Origin of the sequence: Serratia sp. C2(1) (genome assembly GCF_036352655.1) — a bacterium.
In the GTDB taxonomy this organism is placed as follows: domain Bacteria; phylum Pseudomonadota; class Gammaproteobacteria; order Enterobacterales; family Enterobacteriaceae; genus Serratia; species Serratia inhibens.
Genome location: NZ_JAZFBA010000001.1, coordinates 2,535,509 through 2,561,735, shown reverse-complemented (window position 1 = coordinate 2,561,735; position 26,227 = coordinate 2,535,509). Strand labels below are relative to the sequence as shown.

Here is a 26,227-nt window from a genome sequence, read left to right as displayed (position 1 = left end):
CGTTATGGCATAATGCGCGCCAAATCACATTCCCAATGATATGAAGAGCGAGCGCTGTGTTAAGCACTAACAACATCACTATGCAGTTTGGCAGTAAGCCGTTGTTTGAAAACATCTCCGTCAAGTTTGGCGGCGGTAACCGCTACGGTTTGATCGGGGCTAACGGCTGCGGCAAATCCACCTTTATGAAAATTCTGGGCGGCGATCTGGTGCCGAGCGGCGGCAACGTGTTCCTCGATCCGAACGAACGCCTGGGTAAACTGCGTCAGGATCAGTTCGCTTTCGAGCAATACAGTGTGCTGGACACCGTCATCATGGGCCACAACGAACTGTGGGCGGTGAAGGAAGAGCGTGACCGCATTTACGGTCTGGCCGAAATGAGCGAAGAAGACGGCTATAAAGTGGCCGATTTGGAAGTCGCTTACGGTGAGATGGACGGTTACACCGCCGAAGCGCGCGCCGGCGAACTGCTGCTTGGCGTAGGCATCCCGGTTGAACAACATTACGGCCCGATGAGCGAGATCGCGCCGGGCTTCAAACTGCGCGTATTGCTGGCGCAGGCGCTGTTCTCCGATCCGGAAATCCTGCTGCTCGACGAACCGACGAACAACCTGGACATCGATACCATTCGCTGGCTGGAGCAGGTGCTGAACGATCGTAACAGCACCATGGTCATCATTTCGCACGACCGTCACTTCCTGAACATGGTCTGCACTCACATGGCGGATCTGGACTACGGCGAACTGCGCGTTTATCCGGGTAACTACGACGAATACATGACTGCGGCCACTCAGGCGCGCGAGCGTCTGGTCGCGGACAATGCCAAGAAGAAGGCACAGATTAGCGAACTGCAGTCGTTCGTGAGCCGCTTCAGCGCCAACGCCTCCAAATCCAAGCAGGCGACGTCTCGCGCCCGCCAGATCGACAAGATCCAGCTGGAGGAAGTGAAGGCCTCAAGCCGTCAGAACCCGTTCATCCGTTTTGATCAGGACAAGAAACTGTTCCGTAACGCGCTGGAAGTGGAAGCGCTGACCAAAGGCTTCGATAACGGCCCGCTGTTCAGCAAGTTCAACCTGATGGTTGAAGTCGGTGAGAAAGTGGCGGTGCTGGGCCCGAACGGTATCGGTAAATCTACCCTGCTGAAAACGCTGGTGGGCGACGCCCTGCCGGACAGCGGCAGCGTGAAGTGGTCCGAAAACGCCAAGATCGGCTACTACGCTCAGGATCACGAATACGAGTTCGATGACACCCTGACGGTATTCGACTGGATGAGCCAGTGGAAGCAGGAAAAAGACGACGAGCAAGCGGTGCGCAGCGTGCTGGGCCGTTTGCTGTTCAGCCAGGATGACATCAAGAAGAAAGTTAAGGTGCTGTCCGGTGGTGAAAAGGGCCGTATGTTGTTTGGCAAGCTGATGATGCAGCGCCCTAATATCCTGGTTATGGATGAACCAACCAACCACCTGGATATGGAATCCATCGAATCGCTGAACATGGCGCTGGAAATGTACGAAGGTACGTTGATCTTCGTCTCCCACGACCGTGAGTTCGTCAGCTCGCTGGCGACGCGTGTGCTGGAAATGACGCCGACCAAGGTTATCGACTTTACCGGCAACTACGAAGACTATCTGCGTAGCCAGGGTATCGTTTAAGCCACGCGATAAAATAAGAAGGGCGGGAATTATCCCGCCCTTTTTTTTATCCGTTAATCCCCGCCGCACACCTCGCACTGCGGGTTCTTCGGCAATTTCATCTCGCGGAACTGCATCGTCATGGCGTCGAACATCAGCAGTTTTCCGGTAAGGGGCTGGCCGTATTGTGCCAATAGCTTAATCGCTTCCAGAGCTTGTAGCGTGCCGATAGTGCCCACCAGCGGTGCCATAACCCCAGCCTCGACGCAGGTCAGGGCGTTCTCGCCGAATAACCGGCTCAGGCAGCGGTAGCAGGGCTCGTCCGGCTGGTAGGTGAATACGCTGAGCTGCCCCTCCATGCGGATCGCCGCGCCGGAAACCAGCGGTTTGCGTTGCGCATGGCACTGGCGGTTGAGCAGATCGCGTGTCGCTACGTTGTCGGTGCAGTCCAGCACCAGATCGCAGGCGGCAATGTGCGCCGCCATCTGTTCGTCGTTCAACTGCCCGTCTACGGTATCAATACGGATATGCGGATTGATGGCGCTCAGCTCGAGGCGAGCCGATTCGACCTTTGTCATGCCAAGGCGTGCATCGCGATGCAGGATCTGGCGTTGCAGGTTGGAGAGGGCGACGGTGTCGAAATCAACCAGCGTCAAATGGCCGACGCCTGCGGCAGCCAGGTAAGGCGCAGCAGCGCAACCCAGCCCGCCGAGGCCGACAATCAGCACTCGAGCGGCCTTCAGTTTTTCCTGGCCGTCGAAGTCAAAGCCGCGCAGGATAATCTGGCGGTTATAGCGCAGTGTTTCGGCGTCGGTTAATTCCGGCAGCATGTTCAGCTCCTCAGCAGGTTGTTGAATGGCTCGATTTCCACCATGTCGCCAACCGCCACGGAACCGCGTTCGCGCTCCAGCACGATGAAACAGTTACCCTGGCTGAACGAACTGAATACGTGCGAGCCCTGATGGCCGGTGGTGCTCACTTCCAACTCGCCCTGGGCATTGCTGCCGAACACGCCGCGCTGGAAATCCAGGCGACCCGGCGCCTTCTTCAGCGGCGTCAGTGCGCGTGCGCGCAGGCGCGGTGGCAGGTGCCACTCGCTGTGGCCGGCCAGTTTTGCCAGCAGCGGCTGCACCAATTGGTAGAAGGTCAGGGCAGCGGAAACCGGGTTGCCCGGGAGGCCGCAGAACCAGGCGTGCTTCAGCTTGCCAAACGCAAAGGGTTTGCCGGGTTTGATCGCCAGTTTCCAGAAACTGACCTCGCCCAATTCATCGAGCATTTGTTTGGTGTAGTCGGCTTCACCCACCGACACGCCGCCGCTGCTGATCACAACGTCAGCCTGGCTGTCCGCCTGCTCGAAGGCGGCGCGCAGCGCGTTCTGGTCATCACGGATAATGCCCAGGTCGAGCGTCTCGCAACCCAATTGTTCGAGCATCAGGCGTACCGCAAAGCGGTTGGTATCATAAATTTGCCCGGCCTCTAGCGGCTGGCCTACCGGCTGCAATTCGTCTCCGGTGGAGAACACCGCGACCTTCAACTTGCGGATCACCAGCACCTCGGCGACGCCGAGCGAGGCCAGCAGCGGCAACTGCGCAGCGCCCAATTTGACGCCGGCGGGCAACACGCTGGCGCCCTGTTGGATGTCTTCTCCCGCCAACCGGATATTTTGCCCGGCGTGCACTACGGCATTGAAGCGAACGCCGGCATCGCTCACCTCGGCTTGCTCTTGCATTATCACCGCTTCGGCGCCGGTTGGGATCGGTGCACCGGTCATGATGCGTACACAGGTGCCGGCCGGCCAGTCACCGTTGAACGGCACACCGGCAAAGGCTTTGCCTGCGACCGGTAGCGGGGCGTTGGCATGCAGGTCTGCGATACGCACTGCATAACCGTCCATGGCCGAATTGGCGAATGGCGGCACGTCGATCGGTGAAATCACCGGCGCGGCGGTAATGCGGCCGGCGGCGGCGTTCAGGGGGATGGATTCGGTCTGCTGCAGGGGAGAGAGTTGGCTGAGCATCTTCTCCAGGGCCTGCTCAAGGGAGATGAGACCGGAAGTATGGCAATGATCCATAAAGGAACTCCGTATTCGGGGTGCGCGAAAAATAGCGGCAATGTGGAGGTATTATGGCAGATAACGTCGGAGGGTAGAACGGGCTACACTGAGTAAAACAAGGGAGAAACGTTATGCATAAACAGATCATAGACTTCTGGTTCGAGGAAATCGATCCGGTGATGTGGTTCAAGAAAGACGATGATTTCGACAGCCGGTTGCAGGTGCGTTTTGGCGAACTGTGGCACGCGGCGGCAGCGGGGGAGTTGGCGCATTGGCGCGACACTATTGAAGGACGGTTGGCGGAGGTGATCGTGCTCGATCAGTTCAGCCGTAATCTGTATCGGGGTACGCCCCGTGCATTTTCCAGCGACTGTATGGCACTGGTGCTGGCGCAAGAGGCGATCCGCTCCGGGCAATGCGAACAGCTCAGCCGCGAACAACGCGGTTTTCTCTATTTACCCTTTATGCATTCGGAATCGGCAGTGATTCATCGGCAGGCGCTGGCGCTGTATACCGAACTGAATAACGGCGAACAGTTGGAGTTTGAATTACGGCATAAGGCGATCATTGATCGTTTCGGTCGTTATCCGCACCGTAATGCGATATTAGGCCGGATGTCTACGCCGGAAGAAGAAGAATTCTTGCAGCAGCCAGGCTCGGGGTTCTAAATCTTTATCCTCTGCGCTCCGCCGACGAAAAACCAACTGGCAGGGGGCGCCTGTCAGGGACGTGATGTCGAGGGCAGGAGAGATGTCAGGTGGAATGGTTTGATTTGATTTTTTATCGGTGTAATGTAAATGTACCTTTGGATTATTTTAAGGGAACCGCTATGGATAGATATAATGGATTAAAGGTAATTTTTTTGCTTTTTTCGGTCAGCATTAATTTTGCGGCGGCAGAAATGGGCAATGGTATTCAAAGCTCCTCCGCATTATCTCAAGAGCCGCAGCAAATTGTGGCCGGGAAGAGGATAACGGAAAAACTCATGCAATCGCACTATAAACATTTTGTGCTGGATGATAGCTTCTCCAAAAATATATTCAATGCCTATATAAACATGCTCGACGAGAATCGCGATACGTTCACTGGTGAAGATATTGCATTGTTTTCACAGCGCCAATTTAATGTGGCTGGTGAACTGAGTTCCGGGCGCTTGGATACGGCTTATCTGATATTTAATCATTGGCTGCAGCGCAGGGAAACACAGTATCAATATGCGCTTAATCTTTTGGAAAAACCATTGAACTTTGATAATAGCGATCGGATTGATATTGACCGAAGTCAGTCTCCTTGGCCAAGTAATTTGTCGGAAATCAATCAGCTATGGTTTTTGAAGGTGAAATCTGATGAACTGAATCTTAAACTGCTTGGTAAAAGCTGGCCAGAGATGCAATCCATACTCACCAATCGTTATCAGTTCGCTATAAAGCGCTTAAAACAGGAGAGTAGTGAGGATGTTTTCGAATTATTTATGAATGCATTCTGTCGTGAGATCGACCCGCATACGACTTACTTATCGAGCAATCACGCAGACAGCTTTAACGATGACATCAGTTTATCGCTGGAAGGTATTGGCATTGGACTTAAGCTGGTTAAAGACAGCGATGTGGTGGTCGGTTCAATAATACCCGGCGGTCCTGCGGCGAAAACGCATAAACTGCATGTTGGTGATCGTATTATCGGCGTGGGTGATGGAAATGACTCAATATCCGATATTACAGGGTTGAACCTTAATGATGTTACATCATTAATTAAAGGGACGGTTGGAAGCAAGGTTCGGTTGAAGGTACTCCCGAAAAGTGGCGTGGGTGCTTATACTATAACGTTGGTTCGCGCACGATTGCGCCAAGAGGATCAGGCAGCCAAATTTAGCGTAAGAATGGTTGATGGGAAGAGAGTCGGTTTGTTGACTATCCCTGGCTTTTATACGGGCTTGGCCGCTAATGTACAGACCCTGTTGACGAAAATTAAGCAACAGGAAATCGATAGTATTATGATTGATTTACGGAATAATGGCGGAGGGCCGTTAAGTGAGGCCGTAGCGCTTTCCGGTCTGTTTGTTCCTAATGGGGCGGTGGTACAACTACGCGACAGCAATGGAAAGATATGGCAAGAATCCAGCACTAATGCTCAGGTATATCAAAATTTTCCAATGGTTATTTTGGTCAATAGGCTAAGCGCTTCCGCATCAGAAATATTCGCTGCCGCGATGCAAGATTATGATCGTGGCATTATCGTAGGGGAAACCACCTATGGTAAAGGGACCGTACAGCAATATCACGAATTAGGGCGAATATTTGATAAAAAACTTCACCCGGAATGGCCACGGTTAGGGGCGATTACCTATACGATCCAGAAGTTTTATCGAATTAACGGCAGCAGTACGCAACGCAAAGGCGTAACGCCGGATTTGGCGTTTCCATTTATGATGGGGGATGACGATATCGGCGAGCGGTTTGGCAAGAATGCCCTAGGCTGGGATTCCATCACGCCAGCGATATATAGAAAATCTGGTCACTCTAAAAGCTATGTATCACAATTAAGCGCTTTGTATAAAAGTAGAGAGAAACAGGATTTTAACGTTAACTCTATAATGAAAAAAATGAATGAAACAAGCCAGACCTACGACAAAGGCACTCTCTCGCTTAACTATGCGTTACGGGAGAAATTTACTCACGATGAAAACTCGAGGGCATTGAAGGCCATTAATGAAAACTTGTCTCAGCTTGGTAAAAAAACAGTCAGCTCACTGGATGAAATTAATAGCCAGGATAACGATATCGATCTGAAGGAGGCGACTAGAATCGCTGCAGATCTGGCGAAATTAGCCGGTAATAATAACGATTCGCTGAGAAGTTGATGAAATGCCCAGCCAGCGTGATTCTGCCGGCTGGGCAGACGGGTAACATCATGGCCAAAATTATATATCCTGTAGCCTGACGCTCTCATCATTTTAAAGCGAGCCTTGGGCTGTACGAGCGCGTTGCTGCCCATTGATTTCATCGAACGATCGCTTTATATCCACGCGGCGTAAGTAATGAAAAACCCGGCAATTATTTCCGTGGCGGAAACTACCGCATAACTCTCTGTTTTTATGCTATTAAGCTATTTAAATGTGCGAAACGGTCTAAGCGCGCTACGCTAAAACGAGGGCGCCGACGTTATGCTTTACTTCCTCTATCAGGCTAAATATAGTCAAAAAAGACCGAATAATAATATACCGCGTGCAGCGCATTCTTTCTGCAACGTTGGGTTCAACACAGGGTGTCAGGCAAATGAGCAAACCAGTGATTGCCATTCATGGTGGCGCGGGCGCAATCACCCGTGCGGCGCTGAGTGCTGAAAAAGAACAAGCTTATGTTCAGGCGCTGTCCTCCATTGTCGCCGCGGGTCAGAATATTCTTGCCCAGGGCGGCAGCGCGCTGGATGCGGTCACCGAGGCCGTCAGGCTGCTGGAAGAGTGTCCGCTCTTCAACGCCGGAAAAGGCTCGGTGTTTACCCATCAGGGCACCCATGAGCTGGATGCCTGCGTGATGGACGGGCGCACCTGCGACGCCGGTGCCGTCGCCGGGGTCAGCCGCATCCGTAATCCGATTTTGGCCGCCCGTGCGGTATTGGAAAACAGCCAGCATGTGCTGTTCGCCGGTGAAGGCGCAGAAAAATTCGCCGCTGCCCATGGCCTGGAAATGGTTACCCCCGATTTCTTCTTTACCCAGGAACGCTTTGATCAACTGCACCGCGCCCAGGCGGAGCAGGGCCGGGTGCTGCTCGATCACGACGGCGCGGCGCAGGCCGGCGATCCGATAGACCCCGATCGTAAATTCGGCACCGTCGGTGCGGTAGCGCTGGATGCATTAGGCAATCTGGCGGCCGCCACCTCAACCGGTGGTATGACCAATAAGCAGGCCGGCCGGATAGGCGACACGCCGATCATCGGCGCCGGCTGCTATGCCAACAACGCCACGGTGGCGGTCTCCAGCACCGGCACCGGCGAAATATTCATGCGCAGTGTGGCGGCTTATGACGTTTCTGCATTGCTCGAGTACGCCGGTCTGAGCCTGCAGCAGGCCAGCGACCGGGTGGTGATGGAAAAACTGCCGGCAATGGGCGGCAGCGGCGGGTTGATCGCCATCGATCGCCACGGCAACGTGGCTCTGCCTTTCAACAGCGAAGGGATGTACCGCGGCTTTGGTTATGTCGGCGATGCGCCGTCCATAGGGATTTATCGCTAACCGATCGCCAGGAGGGTGCATGACCGATACTGCAATGCCGCTTGCGGCTGACGCCGAGTTATTTTTGCCACCGCAGCGCGTACTGTCGGTACGCAATCTTGGCATCCGCTTTAACCAGCAAGGCGATACCGTCGAGGCGGTGCGCAACCTGTCATTTGATATCGATCGCGGTGAAACGCTGGCGATCGTCGGCGAGTCCGGCTCGGGAAAATCCGTGACCTCTCTGGCGCTGATGCGGTTGGTTGAGCAGGGGGGCGGCGCTATCGTCAGCGGCGCTATGCCGTTTCGCCGGCGCAACGGCGAGGTGCTGGATCTGGCGCGAGCGCGTCAGAGCACCTTGCGAACCCTGCGCGGCGCCGATATGGCGATGATTTTTCAGGAGCCGATGACGTCGCTGAATCCGGTATTTCCGGTCGGCGAGCAGATCGCCGAGTCTCTGCGGCTGCATCAGGCGATGGGCGGCCGTGCCGCGAAACAAGAAGCCTTGCGTATGCTCGATCTGGTGCGCATTCCCGAAGCCAAAGAGGTACTTAACCGTTATCCGCACCAGCTTTCCGGCGGCATGCGCCAGCGGGTGATGATCGCCATGGCGTTATCTTGCAAACCCGCGCTGCTGATTGCCGACGAGCCGACCACCGCGCTGGACGTCACCATTCAGGCGCAGATCCTGCAACTGATTCGCGTGCTGCAGCAGGAAATGCAGATGGGGGTGATTTTCATCACCCACGATATGGGCGTAGTGGCGGAGATTGCCGACCGGGTGCTGGTGATGCATCAGGGCGAGCAAGTGGAGCAAGGGCCGGTGCGCGAACTGTTCGCCGCGCCGCAACAGCCCTACACTCGGGCGTTGCTGGCGGCCGTACCCAAGCTGGGCTCGATGGCGGATAAAGACTTCCCGGCCAAATTCCCTCTGCCCAGCGGTGAAGACAATGGGTTGCCGCAGGATACCGTGCCGTCTGGAGCAGCACCGATTCTGCGCGTGGAAAACCTGGTCACGCGCTTTGATCTGCGCAGCGGCATTTTCAACCGCGTCACCCGTCGGGTACATGCGGTGGAAAACGTCAGTTTTGATCTCTATCCCGGCGAAACGCTGGGGCTGGTGGGGGAGTCCGGCTGCGGAAAATCCACCACCGGCCGTTCGCTGTTAAAGCTGGTGGACAGCCAGCACGGCACCATCACCTTTGACGGCCGTCAGATAAACCAACTGAAAGGCCCGGCGTTGCAGCACCTGCGGCGCGATATCCAGTTTATCTTCCAGGATCCTTACGCTTCGCTGGACCCGCGGCTGACCGTCGGCTTCTCGATTATGGAGCCGCTGTTGGTACATAACGTGGCACGTGGCAAGGCGGCAGAGGATCGCGTGGCCTGGTTGCTGGAGCGCGTAGGGCTGAAACCTGAGCATGCGCGGCGCTACCCGCATGAATTTTCCGGTGGCCAGCGGCAGCGTATTTGCATTGCGCGTGCGCTGGCATTGAACCCGAAGGTGGTGATCGCCGACGAGTCGGTGTCGGCGCTCGACGTGTCGATTCAGGCGCAGATCGTCAACTTGTTGCTCGACTTGCAGCGTGAGCTCGGCATCGCATTCTTGTTTATCTCGCACGATATGGCGGTGGTGGAACGTATAAGCCACCGCGTGGCGGTCATGTACCTCGGCCAGATCGTCGAAATCGGCCCGCGCCGGGCGGTGTTCGACAACCCGCAGCACGCTTACACCCGCAAGCTGATGGCGGCGGTACCGGTGGCCGATCCGGCTCATGCTCACAAACGCCAACCGCTGTTGGTGGATGAAATTCCCAGCCCGATCCGCGCGCTGGGCGATGAACCCGTTACCGCACCGCTGGTACAGGTTGGGCCGGGGCACTTTGTTGCCCGCCATCCGATCGCCGGTGCTTATTAAAGACCTCAGGAGAGACAAGCGACATGAAGCACACATTCAAACGTAATGCGTTGGTGGCCGCCGTGCTGCTGGCTGCGGTGGGAGCCGGCCCGGCCTGGGCGGCGAAGGATGCGGTGATTGCCGTGGCTTCCAACTTCACCACGCTGGACCCGTATGACGCCAACGACACGCTGTCTCAGGCGGTGGCCAAGTCTTTCTATCAGGGGCTGTTCGGCTTCGATAAAGATATGAAGCTGGTTAACGTGCTGGCGGACGGCTACGAGGTGAGTAAAGACGGGCTGACTTACACCCTCAAGCTGCATCCTGGGGTGAAATTCCACGACGGCACCGAGTTCAACGCCGAGGCAGTGAAGGTTAACCTGGATCGCGCCAGCAACCCGGACAGCCATCTCAAGCGCTACAACCTGTTCAAGATGATCGACAAAACCGACGTGGTGGACGCCAATACGGTGAAAATCGTGCTGAAGGCGCCGTTCTCGGCGTTTATCAACAATCTGGCGCATCCGGCGGCGGCGATCATTTCGCCGGCGGCGCTGAAGCAGTATGGCAAGGAGATTGGCTTCCATCCTGTGGGTACCGGGCCGTATCAGTTCGTTACCTGGAACCAGACCGACTTCGTCAAGGTGAAGAAATTCGACGGCTATTGGAAACCGGGGTTGCCGAAGCTCGACAGCATCACCTGGCGCCCGGTGGTGGACAACAATACCCGCGCGGCGATGCTGCAAACCGGCGAAGCGACCTTTGCCTTCCCGATCCCTTACGAGCAGGCCAAGGTGCTGGAAGGCAATGCTAAGCTTGACGTGGTGGCGGCCCCGTCGATCCTGCAACGTTATATCAGTCTGAACGTCACCCAGAAGCCGTTTGACAATCCGAAAGTGCGCCAGGCGTTGAACTACGCCATCAACAAGGATGCGTTGATCAAAGTGGCGTTCTCCGGCTACGCAGTACCGGCGGAAGGGCCGGTACCGCCGGCGATCGACTTCGCTACCCGCTACAAGCCGTGGCCGTACGATCCGGCCAAGGCGCGCGAACTGCTGAAAGAGGCCGGTTACCCGAACGGTTTCACCACCACGTTATGGTCTTCGCATAACCACAGCACCGCGCAGAAAGTGCTGCAGTTTGCCCAGCAGCAGCTGGCGCAGGTTGGGGTTAAAGTGACGGTGACCGCGATGGACGCCGGCCAGCGTGCCGCGCAGGTGGAAAGCGTCGGGGTGAAAGACACCGGCGTGCGCATGTTCTATACCGGCTGGTCGGCGTCGACCGGCGAGGCGGATTGGGCGCTGTCGCCGCTGTTCTCCACCCAGGCGGCACCGCCCAAGCAGTTCAACACTGCGTTTTACAGCAATCCGCAGGTGGACAAGGATCTGACCGGCGCGCTGGCGACCACCGATCGTGCCGAGAAGCAAAAACTCTACAAAGATGCGCAGGATCGTATCTGGGCCGATGCGCCGTGGATCTTCCTGGCGACCGAACGCCTGCTGTCGGCCAACAACAAACAGCTGAGCGGTTTCTATGTGATGCCGGATACCTCGTTCAACTTTGATAATGCCGATCTCAAATAAGGCGCCAATCCCCGCCCTCTATTCGGGGGCGGGGTGAGGGGATTAACCCGACATGCTTAATTATTTTTTGAAACGACTGCTGGGTCTGATCCCGACGCTGCTGATTGTCGCGGTGCTGGTGTTTCTGTTCGTCCACCTGCTGCCCGGCGATCCGGCACGGCTGGCGGCCGGGCCGGATGCCGACGACGCGGTGGTGCAACTGGTGCGCAAGGATCTGGGGCTGGATAAGCCGTTGCCTCAGCAGTTCGTCCATTTTTTTGTCAACGCGTTGCAGGGGGATTTCGGCACCTCGATGGTGTCCAAGCGCCCGGTGAGCGAAGAGATAGGTTCGCGCTTTATGCCAACGCTGTGGCTGACTCTCGCCAGCATGCTGTGGGCGGTGGTCTTCGGCATGGCCATTGGCATGGTGTCTGCCGTGTGGCGCAACCGTTGGCCGGATCGCCTCGGCATGACGCTGGCGGTCTCGGGCATTTCATTTCCCGCCTTTGCGTTGGGCATGCTGCTGATGCAGGTATTTTCCGTCAACCTCGGCTGGTTGCCGACGGTGGGCGCCGACAGCTGGCGGCACTATATTCTGCCCTCCATTACGTTGGGTGCGGCGGTGGCGGCGGTGATGGCGCGTTTTACCCGCGCTTCATTCGTTGAAGTGATGCAAGAAGACTATATGCGCACCGCGCGTGCCAAGGGCGTGCGAGAAACCATGGTGGTGGTGAAACACGGGCTGCGTAACGCGATGATCCCGGTGGTGACCATGATGGGATTGCAGTTCGGCTTTTTGCTTGGCGGTTCTATCGTGGTGGAGAAAGTCTTTAACTGGCCGGGGCTGGGCAGGCTGCTGGTCGATGCCGTCGAGATGCGCGATTACCCGGTGATCCAGGCCGAGGTGCTGTTGTTTTCTCTGGAGTTCATTCTGATTAACCTGTTGGTGGACATGCTGTATGCGGCAATTAACCCGGCGATACGCTACAAATGAGGGCGCTGCATGATTAAGCATTGGCGACGTAATGCTGCACTGAAGGCGATGCCGACGATCAACCCTAACGCGGTGCGCACGCCGTGGCATGAGTTTTGGCGGCGTTTCCGCCGGCAGCATGTGGCGTTGGTCGCGGGACTGTTCGTGTTGCTGTTGGTGGCGGCAGCGCTGTTTGCACCGTATCTGGCCCCCTTTGATGCGGAAAACTATTTTGATTATGACCGCCTGAACGAAGGCCCTTCGCCGGTGCATTGGCTGGGCGTGGATTCGCTGGGGCGGGATATTTTTAGCCGTATTCTGATGGGCACGCGCATTTCGCTGGCCGCCGGGGTGTTCTCGGTACTGGCCGGTGGGTTCATTGGTACCTTGCTGGGCCTGTTGGCGGGCTATTATGAGGGCTGGTGGGATCGGATCACCATGCGCATTTGCGACGTGCTGTTCGCGTTTCCCGGCATCCTGCTGGCGATTGGCGTGGTGGCGATCATGGGCAGCGGCATGGCCAATGTGATTATTGCTGTGGCCATTTTCAGCATTCCGGCGTTTGCCCGGTTGGTGCGGGGCAACACCCTGGTGCAGAAGCACCTGACCTATATCGAGTCGGCACGCAGCATCGGCGCTTCGGACTGGACCATCATCATGCGGCATATTCTGCCGGGTACCCTTTCGTCGATCGTGGTGTATTTCACCATGCGTATCGGCACTTCCATCATTACCGCCGCCAGCCTGTCGTTCCTCGGCCTGGGCGCACAGCCGCCGACGCCGGAGTGGGGCGCGATGCTCAACGAGGCGCGTGCCGATATGGTGATTGCGCCGCACGTGGCGATTTTCCCCAGTTTGGCGATTTTCCTCACCGTGCTGGCGTTCAATCTGTTGGGCGACGGGCTGCGCGATGCGCTGGATCCGAAACTGAAGGGGTAACTGACCCATGAGATGGCAAGTATTCCCGTTCGCACCCTGGGCGCTGAATTTTGCGATGCATCCCAATACCGAACCAAGGTGAAAGCCGCAATAGATTTTCTTTTCGACGGTATCTGATGAAATCCGGGCGGCTAAACCGCCCGGATTTTTTATCAGCGGAACAGGTGTTCGGCGTGGAAGCGCAGGTGGTCTTCGATAAAGGTGGCGATGGTGAAGTAGCTGTGATCGTAGCCTGGCTGAATCCGCAGCGTCAGCGGCCAGTCGCGCTGGCGAGCCAGCTCGGCCAGTTTCGCCGGTTGCAGTTGATCCGCCAGGAACTGATCGCCGTCGCCCTGATCCACCAGCACCGGCATTTTCTCCGCGCCGGTGGCCAGCAGGTGGCAGCTGTCATATTGCAGCCACTGGCTTTCATCGTTCCCCAGATAGGCGGTGAAGGCTTTACGCCCCCAGGGCACCTGACAAGGGTTGACGATCGGCGCGAACGCCGATACCGAACGAAAGCGCTGCGGATTGCGAAACGCCAGCATCAGCGCGCCATGGCCGCCCATTGAGTGGCCAAAGATCGACTGGCGATCGCTGACGCTGAAATGCTGCTTGATCAACGCCGGCAGCTCATCGCTGAGGTAATCGTACATGCGAAAATGCTTGTCCCACGGCGCCTGCGTGGCGTTCAAATAGAACCCGGCGCCCTGGCCCAGATCGTAGCCTTCATCGTTCGGCACATCGTCGCCGCGCGGGCTGGTATCGGCCATCACCAACACCAGGCCCAGTTCGGCGGCGATGCGCTGCGCACCGGCCTTCAACGTGAAGTTTTCATCATTGCAGGTCAGCCCCGACAGCCAGTACAGCACCGGCGGCGGGTTATCGTCACGCGGCGGCGGCAGATAGATGCTGAAAGTCATGTTGCAATTCAGGCTCTGCGCTGCATGGCGGTAACGCTGTTGCCAGCCACCGAACATGCGGTGCTCTTCGAGAAGTTCTAATGACGAGTTCATCTCTGCCTCCTGGCTTATTTTTTGTCGAAGTGAATAACCGAGCGGATTGATTTGCCTTCGTGCATCAAATCGAACGCTTCGTTAATCTGCTCCAGCCCCATGGTATGGGTGATAAAGTCATTCAGCGCGAACTCACCGTCCAGATAACGCTGGACAATGCCCGGCAGCTGCGAACGGCCCTTTACGCCACCGAAGGCGGAACCGCGCCAGACGCGGCCGGTGACCAACTGGAACGGACGGGTTGAGATCTCTTGCCCGGCACCGGCTACGCCGATAATTACCGATTCGCCCCAGCCTTTATGACAACATTCCAGTGCGGAGCGCATCACGTTGACGTTGCCAATGCACTCGAAGGAGAAATCGACGCCGCCGTCGGTCAGCTCGACGATCACGTCCTGAATAGGTTTGTCGTAGTCTTTCGGGTTGATCAGATCGGTCGCGCCCAGTTTGCGGGCCAGATCGAACTTGCTGGTGTTGATATCGATGCCGATGATGCGGCCTGCGCCGGCCATCTGCGCGCCAATAATCGCCGACAGACCAATGCCGCCGAGGCCGAAGATAGCCACGGTATCGCCTTTTTGCACTTTGGCGGTATTGATCACCGCGCCCATGCCGGTGGTGACGCCACAACCCAGCAGGCAGACTTCTTCCAGCGGCGCTTCTTTACTGATTTTCGCCAGCGAGATTTCCGGTACCACGGTGTATTCGGAGAAGGTCGAGGTGCCCATGTAGTGGAAGATAGGCTGGCCGTCTTTGTAGAAGCGGGTCGTGCCGTCCGGCATCAGGCCTTTGCCCTGGGTGGCGCGGATCGCCTGGCACAGGTTGGTCTTGCCGGATTTACAGAACTTGCACTCGCCGCATTCCGGGGTGTACAGCGGGATCACGTGATCGCCGACCGCCACGCTGGTGACGCCTTCGCCAATGGCTTCCACCACGCCGCCGCCTTCGTGGCCGAGGATCGCCGGGAACACGCCTTCCGGATCGGCCCCTGACAGGGTGTAAGCGTCGGTGTGGCATACGCCGGTGGCGACGATCCGCACCAGCACTTCACCTTTTTGCGGTGGCATCAGATCGACTTCTTCGATTTTCAGCGGTTGGTTCGGGCCCCAGGCAACGGCGGCGCGGGTTTTGATCATTTCCATCATAGTCTCCAGTGGTCTACCCTTCTTACTTGAAGCTGCAGCGTTGTTGGCTGCATGCACTCACCCCAGTCACTTACTTGAGTAAGCTCCTGGGAACTCATGCACTTGCCGCCTAGCTGCAACTCCAATTAATTTGGGTCTATATTTTTTATCAGGCTATACCAACTACACCTGATGAAACGAGGGTTGTGGTGTCAACAGCGCTGGTTTCCGCCTGTTCAATAATCAGTTCTTTCAGCGCACGCACGTTCGGGCCGAACGCATCGCGCCGCCACAGCAGCCAGGTGGCGGTTTGGGCGATATCATCCGGCAGGGCATGCACTTTCACCCGTTCATGGCCTGGCAACAGGCTGAGCACCGAATGCGGGATCATCGCCAGCCCGGCGCCGCTGGCAACGCAGGCCAGCATCGCGTGGTAGGACTGGATTTCCATAACCTGGCCCGGCAACACGCCTTCGCGCTTGAACCAGGACTCCAGCCGCAGGCGGTAAGAACAGCTTGCCCGGAAGGCAAACAGCGTTTCGCCTTTGGCGTCTTTAGCGTTATGGATAGGCAGGTGGTCAAGGCAGGAGATCACCACCATGTGTTCCGGGAAGGCGATACAGCCGTTGAGTTCGTCATACTGAACCGGCCCATCGACCAGCGCCGCCGCCAACGTACCGGCGCGCACCCGTTCGGTGATTTCGCCCGAGGTGCCGGTGGTCAACGACAGCGACACCTGCGAAAAGCGCTGGTGATAGGCTGCCAGCAGAGTGGGCAGGCGGGTAGCGGCCGTGCTTTCCATTGAGCCGATAGCGAAGTTACCCGCCGGCTCGCCGGCATGGGTGATGCTCATGGCCTCTTCACTGAGCGCCAGAATGCGGTTGGCGTAGCAGAGAAAATTATGGCCCATCGGCGAAAGGCGCAGGCGCTGCTTTTCGCGGATGAAAAGATCGGTACCCAGTTCCTGTTCGAGCTGACGCAGGCGCGTGGTCAGGTTCGACGGCACGCGGTGCAGTTGCTCGGCGGCACGGGCTACGGAGCCGGTTTCGGCGACGCTGCAGAACATGCGAAGCTGGGTAAGATCCATGGTCTTCTCTTTTTGTGATGAACTTGATGAGTATTATTCAGTTTTTGTGAGTTTAATACTGCGGCATGATGCTGGCAACTTTCTTTTAACAGTCTGGATAACTCTACATGGCCTTAAGAATTGCCCTGAGCGGTTTTATTGCGTTGATCGTCGCCATGGGGATTGGGCGCTTCGCCTTTACCCCGCAGGTGCCGCTGATGATTGCCGAACACCAGTTTACCCTGACCGGAGCCGGGCTGGTGGCGGCGATCAACTACCTGGGGTATCTGTGCGGCGCTTACGACGCCATGCGCGCCAGCCGTCACGTTGAGCGCCGGCTGTGGCTGGGGGTGTGGGGCGCGGTGGCCTTGACGCTGCTTTCCGCCGTGGTGCAGGGCGAGTGGTGGCATGGTGCGGTGCGATTTTTCATCGGCTGGGCCAGCGGCTGGTCGATGGTATTGGTGGCGGCCTGGACCAACGAGCGGCTGGCACATTATGGCCGGCCGGCGCTGAGCGCGGCGGTCTTCGCCGGCCCAGGCGCCGGCATCTTTATCAGCGGCATGATGGCGGTGGGCATTCATGGCCTGGCGCTGACGGCGTCGCAGGCCTGGATAGCGTATGGCGTATTGGCGCTGGTACTGATTGGCGCCATCAGCATTAACCTGCCGCGTGCCGGCGAGCTGCATCGCCCCAACGTGGCAGCGGAGCCGCTGCAACTGACCCCGGCGTTGAAACGGCTGGTATGGAGCTACAGCCTGGCGGGCTTTGGCTATATTTTGCCGGCGACCTTTTTATCGCAAATGGCGGCGGCGCGCTTTCCCGATAGCCTGTTCGCCCAATTCGTTTGGCCGATCTTCGGCGGTGCGGCGGTTTTGGGGATCGTCCTCGGCATACTGACCCGCCACCGGCTGACCACTCAGTCACGTTTGGCCATTACCCTGTGGGTGCAGGCGCTGGGGGTATTGTGCGCGGAAGTGGTACCGGGTGTGGCCGGGTTGGCGCTGGGGGCGTTACTTACCGGCGGCGGTTTCCTCAGCGTGGTGCAGCTGTCCATCCAGCATGGCCGGGAGTTGGCGCCCAACCATGCGCGTTATATGGCGGGTTTGTTGACTACCGGTTATGCGTTGGGGCAACTGGTTGGCCCTACGTTGTCGGCGCTGTCGACGGCATTGACCCACAGGCTGGAGCCGGCGCTGTATGTGGCGGTTGCGGGTCTGATCGTGGCCGGTCTGCTGGTGGTGAACACGCCGGCGCGTGAATTGGCGCGAAAACCGACGCCGCTGTGATTAAATTCCGTACAAAAAACGCGGGATACCCGCAGCCGGCCTGATTGTGCTAAATGCGAATATTTCACCTGCGGTTGAAACACAATCACTGGATAATCCCCTCACTCTCATCTAGAGTGGGGGCAAAATCTTGACCGGGTTCACGTTATCAACGACGGAAACGTCTGCCGTCAGGAGAGTATGCAATTCACCTGTCTGTCCGGTAAAGCCGCCGGATGGGTGAGTTCAAGTCCGTTGGAGAGAATAAATGACATCATTAAGTAAAGAAGCTGCCCTGGTTCACGCAGCGCTCGAAGAGCGTGGTCTGGAAACCCCGTTGCGTGGTGAAGTGCTGGATCGCGAAACGCGCAAACGTCGCATTAAAGAGCACATGACGGAAATCATGCAGCTGCTTAATCTCGACTTGTCCGACGACAGCCTGGCGGAAACCCCGCACCGCATTGCCAAAATGTATGTCGATGAGATTTTCTCCGGCCTGGACTACGCCAACTTCCCAAAAATCACCGTTATCGAAAACAAGATGAAGGTAGATGAAATGGTGACGGTGCGCGATATCACACTGACCAGCACCTGCGAGCATCATTTCGTGACCATCGACGGCAAAGCGACCGTGGCCTACATTCCGAAAGATGCGGTCATCGGTTTGTCGAAAATCAACCGTATCGTGCAGTTCTTCTCTCAGCGCCCCCAGGTGCAGGAGCGTTTGACTCAGCAGATTCTGGTGGCATTGCAAACCTTGCTCGGCACCAATAACGTGGCGGTATCGATCGATGCGGTCCATTATTGTGTTAAGGCACGCGGCATCCGTGACGCGACCAGCGCCACCACCACCACCTCTCTGGGCGGGCTGTTCAAGTCCAGCCAGAACACGCGCCAGGAGTTTTTGCGCGCGGTGCGTCATCACCAAGGGTGATGGCGGGCCATTTCTACCCTGGATAATTGGCGTTGCATCAAGGCGGCAAGGGCGCTTATCCCGATGAGCTTACTCAGGTAAGTGATCCGGGTAAGTGCACGCAGTCAACACAGAGGCAGCTTCAAGTATGACGGGTATAACAGGCGCCTGCGGGCGCCTTTTTAATGACCGGCATACAGCGGTAAAATCATGAACACTCGCTCCACGGCCCCTTTGCCACGCATCGCCACGCTGGACTGCGTACGGGGTATCGCCATTCTTGGCATTCTTTTGCTGAATATCAGCGCCTTTGGCTTGCCAAAGGCGGCCTACCTTAATCCTGCCTATCTGGGGCTGCCGACGTCTCGCGATGCCTGGACTTGGGCGCTGCTGGATATTTTCGCGCAGGCCAAGTTTCTGGCGATGTTTGCCCTGTTATTCGGCGCGGGCCTGCAGATGCTGCTGCGCCGCGGCAAAGGCTGGATACGTGCGCGGCTGTCGTGGTTGGTGCTGTTTGGCCTGGGGCATGCCATTTTCCTCTGGGACGGCGATATCCTGCTGGCCTACGGCTTAATCGGCCTGGTGTGCTGGCGGATGATCCGCGACGCGAAGGACACTTACCAACTGCTGAAAACCGGCGTGGTGCTGTACCTGATTGGCGTTGGGGTACTGCTGCTGCTGGGGTTCGTTTCGCACGGTGAGCCGGGCGGTTTCTGGCAGCCAGGCGTAGCTGAGTTGCAGTATGAGAAGTTCTGGAAATTGCAGGGGGGCATGGAGGCATGGCGCAGCCGTGTTGACCTGCTGTCTTCCAGCCTGCTGGCGATTGGTGCCCAATACGGCTGGGAATTGGCGGGATTGATGCTGTTTGGCGCGGGGCTGATGCGCAGCGGCTGGCTGCGCGGAACCTATTCGCCGGGCTACTATCGGCGGCAGGCAGCCTGGCTGATACCGCTTTCATTGCTGATCCAACTGCCGGCGATAGCCTTGCAGTGGCATCTGCACTGGGACTACCGCTGGAGCGGCTTTTTATTGCAAGCGCCGCGTGAGCTGGGCGCACCCTTGCAGGCGATGGGCTATCTGGCGCTGTGTTACGGTTTCTGGCCGACGCTGTCGCGCCTGCGTATCGGCCATTGGCTGACGCAGGTCGGGCGTATGGCGCTGAGCAATTACCTGCTGCAAACGCTGATCTGCACCACGCTGTTCTATCGTTTTGGTTTGTATCAGCAGTTTGACCGCCTGCAACTGTTGGCGTTTGTCCCCTTGGTCTGGCTGGCTAACCTGTTGTTTTCCAACCTGTGGCTGAGTTATTTCCCGCAGGGGCCGGTAGAGTGGCTGTGGCGAAAATTGACCCACCTGGCCGCCGGCCAGGCAGAACCCAAGGCGCTGAACTGAGATCTGGCGCAGGCAGGTTAAAAAAATGTATGTAAACGTTTTCTTTCCTGTGACGTAATTCACGCAGAGGAGGATGACAAACGGGGTAGGATAGCGCCACTGTCAATGACCCCGACCTCAGGATCTTTCATGGCCTCTGTTCACCCAATCACCATTCGCGACGTGGCGAAACGCGCGGGCGTGTCCGTGGCGACCGTCTCCCGCGTGCTGAACAACAGCGCTCTGACCAGCAAACAGACACGTGAAGGGGTGTTGCAGGCGGTAGCGGAACTGGGCTACCGGCCCAATGCCAACGCGCAGGCTTTGGCCACCCAGAGCAGCGATACCCTTGGCGTGGTGGTGATGGACGTTTCCGATCCCTTCTTTGGCGCGTTGGTGAAAGCGGTAGACACGGTGGCGCAGAAAAACCACAAATACCTGCTGATTGGCAACAGTTACCACCAGGCGGAAAAAGAGCGTCATGCCATCGAGGTATTAATTCGCCAGCGATGCAATGCCTTGATTGTTCATGCAAAAGCTTTGTGTGACGCCGAATTGATCGCCTTTCTCGAGCAGGTACCGGGCATGGTGCTGATTAACCGAATCATCGCCGGCTATGAACACCGCTGCGTCGGCCTGGATAACGTCAGCGGCGCAGAGATGGCGATGCGCCTTCTGCTGTCGCAGGGCCATCAGCGTATTGGCTACCTGGGCTCCAATCACCCGATCGAAGACGGACCGCTGCGTCAGCAGGGCTATGAGCAGGCGATGAGCGCGGCGGGTCTGGCGACGCCGGACAGCTGGCGTGCTTACGGTTCGCCGGATCTGCAGGGCGGGGAGGCCGCGATGGTCGAACTGCTTGGACGCAACCTGCACCTGAGCGCGGTGTTTGCCTATAACGATGCCATGGCCGCCGGCGCCATGGCGGTGCTGAAAGAAAACGGTATCACAGTGCCGCAAAATTTCTCGATAGTGGGGTTCGATGATATCCCCATTGCACGCTACACCAGCCCCAAACTGACCACGGTACGCTATCCCATTGTTACCATGGCGACTCTCGCCACCGAATTGGCCCTGCGGGGCGCAGCTGACGGGCTGGAGCCCCAGGCCCGTCATCTGTTTATGCCCACCCTGGTACGTCGCCATTCCGATGCCCCCTGGCAAAGTGAGGCGGCGGTCACTCTCTGAAGATTTAATCTTGTGTAACCGTTTTCAATCTGTGAGAAAATTCACAGATTATTAACATCGCCCCGTCTATGCTCTAGGCGTTTTCCGGCGCAAAGGCACTTGCCGCTGCCGTTTTTATCTCGCGCTGACACAGCACTTTTCAGGAATAACATGATTCACGGATGACAGGGAACCTGCCAGACCCGGTCGTGCACCCACCGCCGGTTACCTTTGGCTCAATACCGAGTACGACCTACATAAACCGGAGACAGACAATGAATAAGAAGGTTTTCACCCTGGCCGCGACGGCCGCTGCCATGATGTTTGGTGCCGCAGCCCATGCAGATACCCGTATTGGCGTCACCATTTATAAATACGACGACAACTTTATGTCGGTAGTGCGCAAGGCGATCGAGAAAGACGCCAAGGCCTCTCCGGATGTCACTCTGCTGATGAATGACTCGCAGAACGATCAGTCCAAGCAAAACGACCAGATTGACGTGCTGATCGCCAAGGGCGTGAAAGCGCTGGCGATCAATCTGGTTGACCCGGCGGCGGCCCCGGTGGTTATCGATAAGGCGCGCGCAAACGATATCCCTATCGTGTTCTACAACAAAGAACCTTCCCGCAAAGCGTTGGACAGCTACGACAAAGCGTTTTATGTCGGGACCGACTCCAAGGAGTCCGGCGTGATCCAGGGCCAACTGATCGCCAAGCATTGGAAAGCCAACCCGAACTGGGACCTGAACAAAGACGGCCAGATTCAGTATGTGTTGCTGAAAGGCGAACCGGGCCACCCGGATGCCGAAGCGCGCACCACCTACGTGGTGAAGACGCTGAACGAAGGCGGTCTTAAAACGCAGCAACTGCAGATGGACACCGCCATGTGGGATACCGCTCAGGCGAAAGACAAAATGGACGCCTGGTTATCCGGCCCCAACGCCAACAAAATTGAAGTGGTTATCGCCAACAACGATGCCATGGCGATGGGCGCGGTAGAAGCGCTTAAGGCACACAACAAATCCAGCATTCCGGTATTCGGCGTGGATGCATTGCCGGAAGCGCTGGCGATGGTCAAATCCGGCGCAATGGCGGGGACGGTGCTGAACGATGCCGACAACCAGGCTAAAGCCACCTTCCAATTGGCGAAAAACCTGGCAGCGGGCAAACCTGCCGCCGACGGCACCCAATATAAAATCGAAAATAAAGTGGTGCGCATTCCTTACGTCGGCGTAGATAAAGACAATTTGTCTCAGTTTGTTAAGTAAGTTCTGAGTTAACCCGTAATGACCCCGCCTGGGGTGCGCTCAGCGCCAACACCAGGAAAGCCGCAGGCGGGGGAATTTTTTTATTAAAATGACAGCCTATACCTACGAATTTCACCTTGCAGCTCACCAGGCTGCGGTTTGAAAGTTGATGGGTACAATAATAGCCAGGTGTATTTATGGCCGACAACCCACGCGAATTCCTCCTGGAAATGACCGACATCAGCAAGTCATTCCCCGGCGTCAAGGCATTGGATAACGTTAACCTGCGCGTTCGTCCGCACTCCATTCATGCGTTAATGGGGGAGAACGGCGCCGGGAAATCGACATTGTTGAAATGCCTGTTTGGCATTTATAAAAAAGATGCCGGCAGCATTGTTTTTCAGGGCCGGGAAATTGATTTCAAAAGCTCAAAAGAGGCGCTGGAACATGGCGTTTCAATGGTGCACCAGGAGTTAAACCTGGTCCTGCAGCGCACCGTCATGGACAACATGTGGCTGGGGCGTTACCCGACCAAAGGCATGTTTGTCGATCAAGACAAGATGTTGAAAGATACTCAGGCAATATTCGACGAGCTGGATATTGATATCAACCCACGGGATAAAGTGGGTACGCTATCGGTATCGCAAATGCAGATGATCGAAATCGCCAAGGCGTTTTCCTATGACGCCAAGATTGTCATTATGGATGAGCCGACATCATCACTGACGGAAAAAGAGGTGAACCACCTGTTCACCATTATCCGTAAGCTGAAAGAGCGCGGCTGCGGCATTGTCTATATCTCGCACAAAATGGAAGAGATTTTCCAGCTGTGCGATGAAATCACCATCCTGCGCGACGGGCAGTGGATCGCTACCCAGCCGCTGGAAGGGCTGGATATGGACAAGATCATCTCGATGATGGTGGGGCGTTCGCTCAGTCAGCGTTTCCCCGACAGGCAGAATACGCCGGAAGAGGTGATTCTGGAGGTGAAGAACCTGACGTCATTGCGCCAGCCTTCCATTCGCGATGTTTCTTTCGATCTTCACAAAGGTGAAATCCTCGGCATTGCCGGGTTGGTGGGCGCCAAGCGCACGGACATTGTGGAAACCCTGTTCGGTATCCGCGAGAAAGTGGCGGGCACCATCAAGCTGCATGGCAAGGCCATCAACAATCACAGCGCCAATGAAGCGATAAACCACGGTTTTGCACTGGTAACGGAAGAGCGCCGCTCTACCGGGATTTACGCCTATCTGGACGTGGGCTTCAACTCGCTGATATCCAATATCCGCAACTATAAAAATAAAATCGGTCTGCTGGACAACGCCCGGATGAAAAGCGACACCCAATGGGTGATCGACGCCATGCGGGTCAAAACGCCGGGTCATCACACCCATATCGGTTCGCTGTCCGGCGGCAACCAGCAGAAAGTGATTATCGGCCGCTGGCTGTTAACCCAACCGGAAATATTAATGCTGGACGAACCGACGCGCGGCATTGACGTCGGCGCCAAATTCGAAATTTATCAGCTGATGACGGAATTGGCGAAGAAGGGCAAGGGGATCATTATTGTCTCGTCCGAAATGCCGGAGCTTTTGGGAATTACCGACAGAATACTGGTGATGAGTAATGGTCAGGTTGCGGGCATCGTTAACACCAAACAGACCTCGCAAAATGAAATTTTACGTCTCGCATCCCTGCACCTTTAAGGATCAGAATTATGAACGCGCTGAATAAAAAAACTTTGTTCACCTATTTTAAAGAAGGTGGCATTTACGTGGTATTGCTGGTGCTGCTGGCAATTATTATTATCCAGGACCCGACGTTCCTCAGTTTAATGAACCTGAGCAACATCCTGACCCAGTCATCGGTGCGCATCATTATTGCACTGGGCGTGGCCGGGTTGATCGTCACTCAGGGTACCGATCTGTCCGCCGGGCGCCAGGTCGGGCTGGCGGCGGTGGTAGCGGCAACGTTGCTGCAGTCGATGGACAACGTCAATAAGGTGTTTCCGCATATGGAAACCTGGTCGATTCCGCTGGTGATCTTGCTGGTGTGCGCCGTTGGCGCGGTGATCGGCCTGGTGAACGGTTTGATCATTGCCTACCTCAATGTGACGCCGTTTATTACCACTCTGGGTACCATGATCATCGTCTACGGCATCAACTCGCTGTATTACGATTCTGTCGGCGCTTCGCCGGTAGCGGGGTTCGATCCGAAGTTCTCTACCTTTGCCCAGGGATTCCTGCGCTTTGGCGACTTTAAGCTGTCGTACATTACCTTCTACGCCATTATCGCGATTATTTTTGTCTGGATCCTGTGGAATAAAACCCGCTTCGGCAAAAATATCTTCGCCATCGGCGGTAACCCGGAAGCGGCAAAGGTTTCCGGCGTGAACGTGCCGTTGAACCTGATCATGATCTATGCGCTGTCCGGCGTGTTCTATGCCTTCGGCGGCCTGTTGGAAGCCGGCCGTATCGGCAGCGCCACCAACAACCTCGGCTTTATGTATGAGCTGGATGCCATTGCCGCCTGCGTGGTGGGCGGGGTGTCCTTTGCCGGTGGGGTGGGAACGGTGCTGGGCGTAGTGACCGGGGTGATCATCTTTACCGTCATCAACTACGGGCTGACCTACATTGGCGTTAACCCTTATTGGCAGTACATCATCAAGGGCGGCATCATTATCTTCGCCGTGGCGCTGGACTCGCTGAAATACGCCAAGAAGAAATAATCTTATACCCGTCGTCTTTCAAGCCGCAGCGTTGTTACCTGCACTAGCTCACCCCAGTTACTTACTAAAGTAAGCGCCTGGGGATGAGCGAGCTGGTCGCCTAGCTGCAACTCGAAAGCCATAGGGTATAAAATATGGAAAAAACGGTCGGCAAATGCCGACCTTTTTTATTTTCACCGTTGCGGCTAAGGCTGTTTGGCCTTTTGTTTTTCTGCTGCCAGCTTGTGTTCCAGTTCAACCAATTGCTCCGGCGACACCGCCGGATAACCCTGGGCATCCTCCGGTACCGCGTGCATGGAGGAGATGGGGATCAGCGGGCCGAGGAAGCGCGGTTCGCGCTTGAGTATGTACAGGTCGGTCAATGCGCCAAGGCGGGCGAAGATCTCGCGAGCACGCACCGTCATCATGTCTTTCGGCGACGGCACTGCGTAGCACTGGGCCTGGATCCCCATATGCAGGGCAATAAACAGCGCGCGCTCGCAGTGGAAACGTTGAGTGATAATGATGAAGTCATTGGTGTCGAACACCTTGCGGGTGCGCACTATGGAGTCCAGGGTACGGAACCCGGCGTAATCCAGTACGATATCGCTGGGTGCCACGCCGGCGGCGATCAGATCGCGGCGCATGGTCATGGGCTCGTTATAGCTTTGCTGGGCATTGTCTCCGCTCAGCAGCAGGTATTTCACCTTGCCGCTGTTATAGGCGTTAATCGCGCCCTGAATGCGGTAACGGTAATATTGGTTGATGACGCCGGTACGGTAATATTTGGCGGTGCCAAGTACCACACCGACCTGGCGATGAGGCAGCCCCTGGAGTTCGTCATAAACGTAAGGTGCGGTTTTCCAACTGATCCAGCGATCGAGCGCGAGCGCCGAGAGCATCAACACCGTAATGATGATGAACAGGCTGATTATCAGGCGTTTCCACATGTTGTTGCCTTACGCGCAGGGGTTGAAAAAGAGGGTTCAAGGCTACTTTACCTGACTGGTCGAAGCAAGCTGTCCGCTGCCTGAAGCACGTATTGCGCCGCATTTTTAGGCGCTTTTGACAATAAAAAAGGCCCGGCGTGCCGGACCTTGTGTTTCACC

The 26,227-nt window shown here is 56.6% G+C and carries 21 protein-coding genes and 1 pseudogene; 16 read left to right on the top strand and 6 right to left on the bottom strand.

Going from position 1 to position 26,227, the window contains the following annotated elements:
• Window positions 1-56: 56 nt before the first annotated feature.
• Window positions 57-1,649 (top strand): ABC-F family ATPase, encoded by a 1,593-nt coding sequence (locus tag V2S86_RS11930; RefSeq protein WP_330762574.1) that lies wholly within the window; start codon window positions 57-59, stop codon window positions 1,647-1,649.
• Between the two features lie 53 nt (window positions 1,650-1,702).
• On the opposite strand, the gene moeB is transcribed toward V2S86_RS11930, so the two are convergent.
• A complete protein-coding gene (moeB, locus tag V2S86_RS11925) occupies window positions 1,703-2,458 on the bottom strand; it encodes a molybdopterin-synthase adenylyltransferase MoeB (RefSeq protein ID WP_330762573.1) in 756 nt (251 codons plus the stop codon).
• 2 nt (window positions 2,459-2,460) lie between these two features.
• Window positions 2,461-3,699: a molybdopterin molybdotransferase MoeA gene (gene moeA / locus V2S86_RS11920; RefSeq protein ID WP_330762572.1), complete on the bottom strand. Its 1,239-nt coding sequence runs from the start codon at window positions 3,697-3,699 to the stop codon at window positions 2,461-2,463.
• 113 nt (window positions 3,700-3,812) lie between these two features.
• Here moeA and V2S86_RS11915 point away from each other — a divergent pair, with 113 nt between their 5' ends.
• From V2S86_RS11915 to V2S86_RS11880, 8 genes and pseudogenes are all read left to right on the top strand, one after another.
• Window positions 3,813-4,349, top strand: a complete 537-nt coding sequence (locus tag V2S86_RS11915) for a DUF924 family protein (protein ID WP_330762571.1) — start codon at window positions 3,813-3,815, stop codon at window positions 4,347-4,349.
• An 89-nt stretch (window positions 4,350-4,438) separates the two neighbouring features.
• Window positions 4,439-6,541, top strand: coding sequence for a carboxy terminal-processing peptidase (locus V2S86_RS11910; protein WP_330762570.1), 2,103 nt, complete (start codon window positions 4,439-4,441; stop codon window positions 6,539-6,541).
• Window positions 6,542-6,956: 415 nt separating this feature from the next.
• Window positions 6,957-7,913 (top strand): isoaspartyl peptidase/L-asparaginase family protein, encoded by a 957-nt coding sequence (locus V2S86_RS11905; protein WP_330762569.1) that lies wholly within the window; start codon window positions 6,957-6,959, stop codon window positions 7,911-7,913.
• A gap of 19 nt (window positions 7,914-7,932) precedes the next feature.
• Entirely contained in the window at window positions 7,933-9,810 is a 1,878-nt protein-coding gene (locus V2S86_RS11900) for a dipeptide ABC transporter ATP-binding protein (RefSeq protein WP_330762568.1), read from the top strand.
• A gap of 23 nt (window positions 9,811-9,833) precedes the next feature.
• On the top strand, window positions 9,834-11,372 hold the full coding sequence (gene gsiB / locus V2S86_RS11895) for a glutathione ABC transporter substrate-binding protein GsiB (protein ID WP_330762567.1): 1,539 nt from the start codon (window positions 9,834-9,836) through the stop codon (window positions 11,370-11,372).
• 52 nt (window positions 11,373-11,424) lie between these two features.
• The gene (gene gsiC / locus V2S86_RS11890; protein ID WP_330762566.1) at window positions 11,425-12,345 is read left to right on the top strand and encodes a glutathione ABC transporter permease GsiC; all 921 of its coding nucleotides are present in this window, start codon (window positions 11,425-11,427) and stop codon (window positions 12,343-12,345) included.
• 9 nt (window positions 12,346-12,354) lie between these two features.
• Window positions 12,355-13,263: a glutathione ABC transporter permease GsiD gene (gene gsiD / locus V2S86_RS11885; protein ID WP_330762565.1), complete on the top strand. Its 909-nt coding sequence runs from the start codon at window positions 12,355-12,357 to the stop codon at window positions 13,261-13,263.
• A pseudogene (locus tag V2S86_RS11880) lies at window positions 13,264-13,380 on the top strand (CcdB family protein); the annotation flags it as partial.
• Between the two features lie 35 nt (window positions 13,381-13,415).
• On the opposite strand, the gene fghA reads toward V2S86_RS11880, so the two are convergent.
• From fghA to ptrR, 3 genes are all read right to left on the bottom strand, one after another.
• Entirely contained in the window at window positions 13,416-14,258 is an 843-nt protein-coding gene (gene fghA / locus V2S86_RS11875) for an S-formylglutathione hydrolase (protein ID WP_330762564.1), read from the bottom strand.
• Between the two features lie 14 nt (window positions 14,259-14,272).
• On the bottom strand, window positions 14,273-15,400 hold the full coding sequence (locus tag V2S86_RS11870) for an S-(hydroxymethyl)glutathione dehydrogenase/class III alcohol dehydrogenase (RefSeq protein WP_006322179.1): 1,128 nt from the start codon (window positions 15,398-15,400) through the stop codon (window positions 14,273-14,275).
• Between the two features lie 151 nt (window positions 15,401-15,551).
• Window positions 15,552-16,469, bottom strand: coding sequence for a putrescine utilization regulator PtrR (gene ptrR, locus V2S86_RS11865; RefSeq protein ID WP_330762563.1), 918 nt, complete (start codon window positions 16,467-16,469; stop codon window positions 15,552-15,554).
• A 107-nt stretch (window positions 16,470-16,576) separates the two neighbouring features.
• Between ptrR and V2S86_RS11860 the strand changes: the two genes are divergently transcribed.
• The 7 genes from V2S86_RS11860 to mglC all read left to right on the top strand — a co-directional run bounded on the left by V2S86_RS11860 (window position 16,577) and on the right by mglC (window position 25,139).
• A complete protein-coding gene (locus tag V2S86_RS11860) occupies window positions 16,577-17,734 on the top strand; it encodes a YbfB/YjiJ family MFS transporter (protein ID WP_330762562.1) in 1,158 nt (385 codons plus the stop codon).
• Between the two features lie 247 nt (window positions 17,735-17,981).
• On the top strand, window positions 17,982-18,647 hold the full coding sequence (gene folE / locus V2S86_RS11855) for a GTP cyclohydrolase I FolE (protein WP_004942347.1): 666 nt from the start codon (window positions 17,982-17,984) through the stop codon (window positions 18,645-18,647).
• 189 nt (window positions 18,648-18,836) lie between these two features.
• Window positions 18,837-20,018, top strand: a complete 1,182-nt coding sequence (gene yeiB / locus V2S86_RS11850) for a DUF418 domain-containing protein YeiB (protein ID WP_330762561.1) — start codon at window positions 18,837-18,839, stop codon at window positions 20,016-20,018.
• A 129-nt stretch (window positions 20,019-20,147) separates the two neighbouring features.
• Window positions 20,148-21,185: an HTH-type transcriptional regulator GalS gene (gene galS, locus V2S86_RS11845; protein ID WP_330762560.1), complete on the top strand. Its 1,038-nt coding sequence runs from the start codon at window positions 20,148-20,150 to the stop codon at window positions 21,183-21,185.
• A 254-nt stretch (window positions 21,186-21,439) separates the two neighbouring features.
• Window positions 21,440-22,432: a galactose/glucose ABC transporter substrate-binding protein MglB gene (gene mglB / locus V2S86_RS11840; RefSeq protein WP_006322185.1), complete on the top strand. Its 993-nt coding sequence runs from the start codon at window positions 21,440-21,442 to the stop codon at window positions 22,430-22,432.
• A 176-nt stretch (window positions 22,433-22,608) separates the two neighbouring features.
• On the top strand, window positions 22,609-24,117 hold the full coding sequence (gene mglA, locus V2S86_RS11835) for a galactose/methyl galactoside ABC transporter ATP-binding protein MglA (protein WP_330762559.1): 1,509 nt from the start codon (window positions 22,609-22,611) through the stop codon (window positions 24,115-24,117).
• An 11-nt stretch (window positions 24,118-24,128) separates the two neighbouring features.
• Entirely contained in the window at window positions 24,129-25,139 is a 1,011-nt protein-coding gene (gene mglC / locus V2S86_RS11830) for a galactose/methyl galactoside ABC transporter permease MglC (protein ID WP_006322189.1), read from the top strand.
• A gap of 185 nt (window positions 25,140-25,324) precedes the next feature.
• Here the strand turns inward: mglC and sanA are convergent, their stop codons facing one another.
• Window positions 25,325-26,068, bottom strand: coding sequence for an outer membrane permeability protein SanA (sanA, locus tag V2S86_RS11825; protein WP_330762558.1), 744 nt, complete (start codon window positions 26,066-26,068; stop codon window positions 25,325-25,327).
• Window positions 26,069-26,227: the final 159 nt, after the last annotated feature.

What these genes read in the sequence shown, in the direction of transcription:
- moeB (WP_330762573.1), bottom strand. Translation starts at nt 2,458, where the DNA reads ATGCTGCCGGAATTAACCGACGCCGAAACACTGCGCTATAACCGCCAG.
- moeA (WP_330762572.1), bottom strand. Translation starts at nt 3,699, where the DNA reads ATGGATCATTGCCATACTTCCGGTCTCATCTCCCTTGAGCAGGCCCTG.
- V2S86_RS11915 (WP_330762571.1), top strand. Translation starts at nt 3,813, where the DNA reads ATGCATAAACAGATCATAGACTTCTGGTTCGAGGAAATCGATCCGGTG.
- V2S86_RS11905 (WP_330762569.1), top strand. Translation starts at nt 6,957, where the DNA reads ATGAGCAAACCAGTGATTGCCATTCATGGTGGCGCGGGCGCAATCACC.
- V2S86_RS11900 (WP_330762568.1), top strand. Translation starts at nt 7,933, where the DNA reads ATGACCGATACTGCAATGCCGCTTGCGGCTGACGCCGAGTTATTTTTG.
- gsiB (WP_330762567.1), top strand. Translation starts at nt 9,834, where the DNA reads ATGAAGCACACATTCAAACGTAATGCGTTGGTGGCCGCCGTGCTGCTG.
- gsiC (WP_330762566.1), top strand. Translation starts at nt 11,425, where the DNA reads ATGCTTAATTATTTTTTGAAACGACTGCTGGGTCTGATCCCGACGCTG.
- gsiD (WP_330762565.1), top strand. Translation starts at nt 12,355, where the DNA reads ATGATTAAGCATTGGCGACGTAATGCTGCACTGAAGGCGATGCCGACG.
- fghA (WP_330762564.1), bottom strand. Translation starts at nt 14,258, where the DNA reads ATGAACTCGTCATTAGAACTTCTCGAAGAGCACCGCATGTTCGGTGGC.
- V2S86_RS11870 (WP_006322179.1), bottom strand. Translation starts at nt 15,400, where the DNA reads ATGGAAATGATCAAAACCCGCGCCGCCGTTGCCTGGGGCCCGAACCAA.
- ptrR (WP_330762563.1), bottom strand. Translation starts at nt 16,469, where the DNA reads ATGGATCTTACCCAGCTTCGCATGTTCTGCAGCGTCGCCGAAACCGGC.
- V2S86_RS11860 (WP_330762562.1), top strand. Translation starts at nt 16,577, where the DNA reads ATGGCCTTAAGAATTGCCCTGAGCGGTTTTATTGCGTTGATCGTCGCC.
- folE (WP_004942347.1), top strand. Translation starts at nt 17,982, where the DNA reads ATGACATCATTAAGTAAAGAAGCTGCCCTGGTTCACGCAGCGCTCGAA.
- yeiB (WP_330762561.1), top strand. Translation starts at nt 18,837, where the DNA reads ATGAACACTCGCTCCACGGCCCCTTTGCCACGCATCGCCACGCTGGAC.
- galS (WP_330762560.1), top strand. Translation starts at nt 20,148, where the DNA reads ATGGCCTCTGTTCACCCAATCACCATTCGCGACGTGGCGAAACGCGCG.
- mglB (WP_006322185.1), top strand. Translation starts at nt 21,440, where the DNA reads ATGAATAAGAAGGTTTTCACCCTGGCCGCGACGGCCGCTGCCATGATG.
- mglA (WP_330762559.1), top strand. Translation starts at nt 22,609, where the DNA reads ATGGCCGACAACCCACGCGAATTCCTCCTGGAAATGACCGACATCAGC.
- mglC (WP_006322189.1), top strand. Translation starts at nt 24,129, where the DNA reads ATGAACGCGCTGAATAAAAAAACTTTGTTCACCTATTTTAAAGAAGGT.
- sanA (WP_330762558.1), bottom strand. Translation starts at nt 26,068, where the DNA reads ATGTGGAAACGCCTGATAATCAGCCTGTTCATCATCATTACGGTGTTG.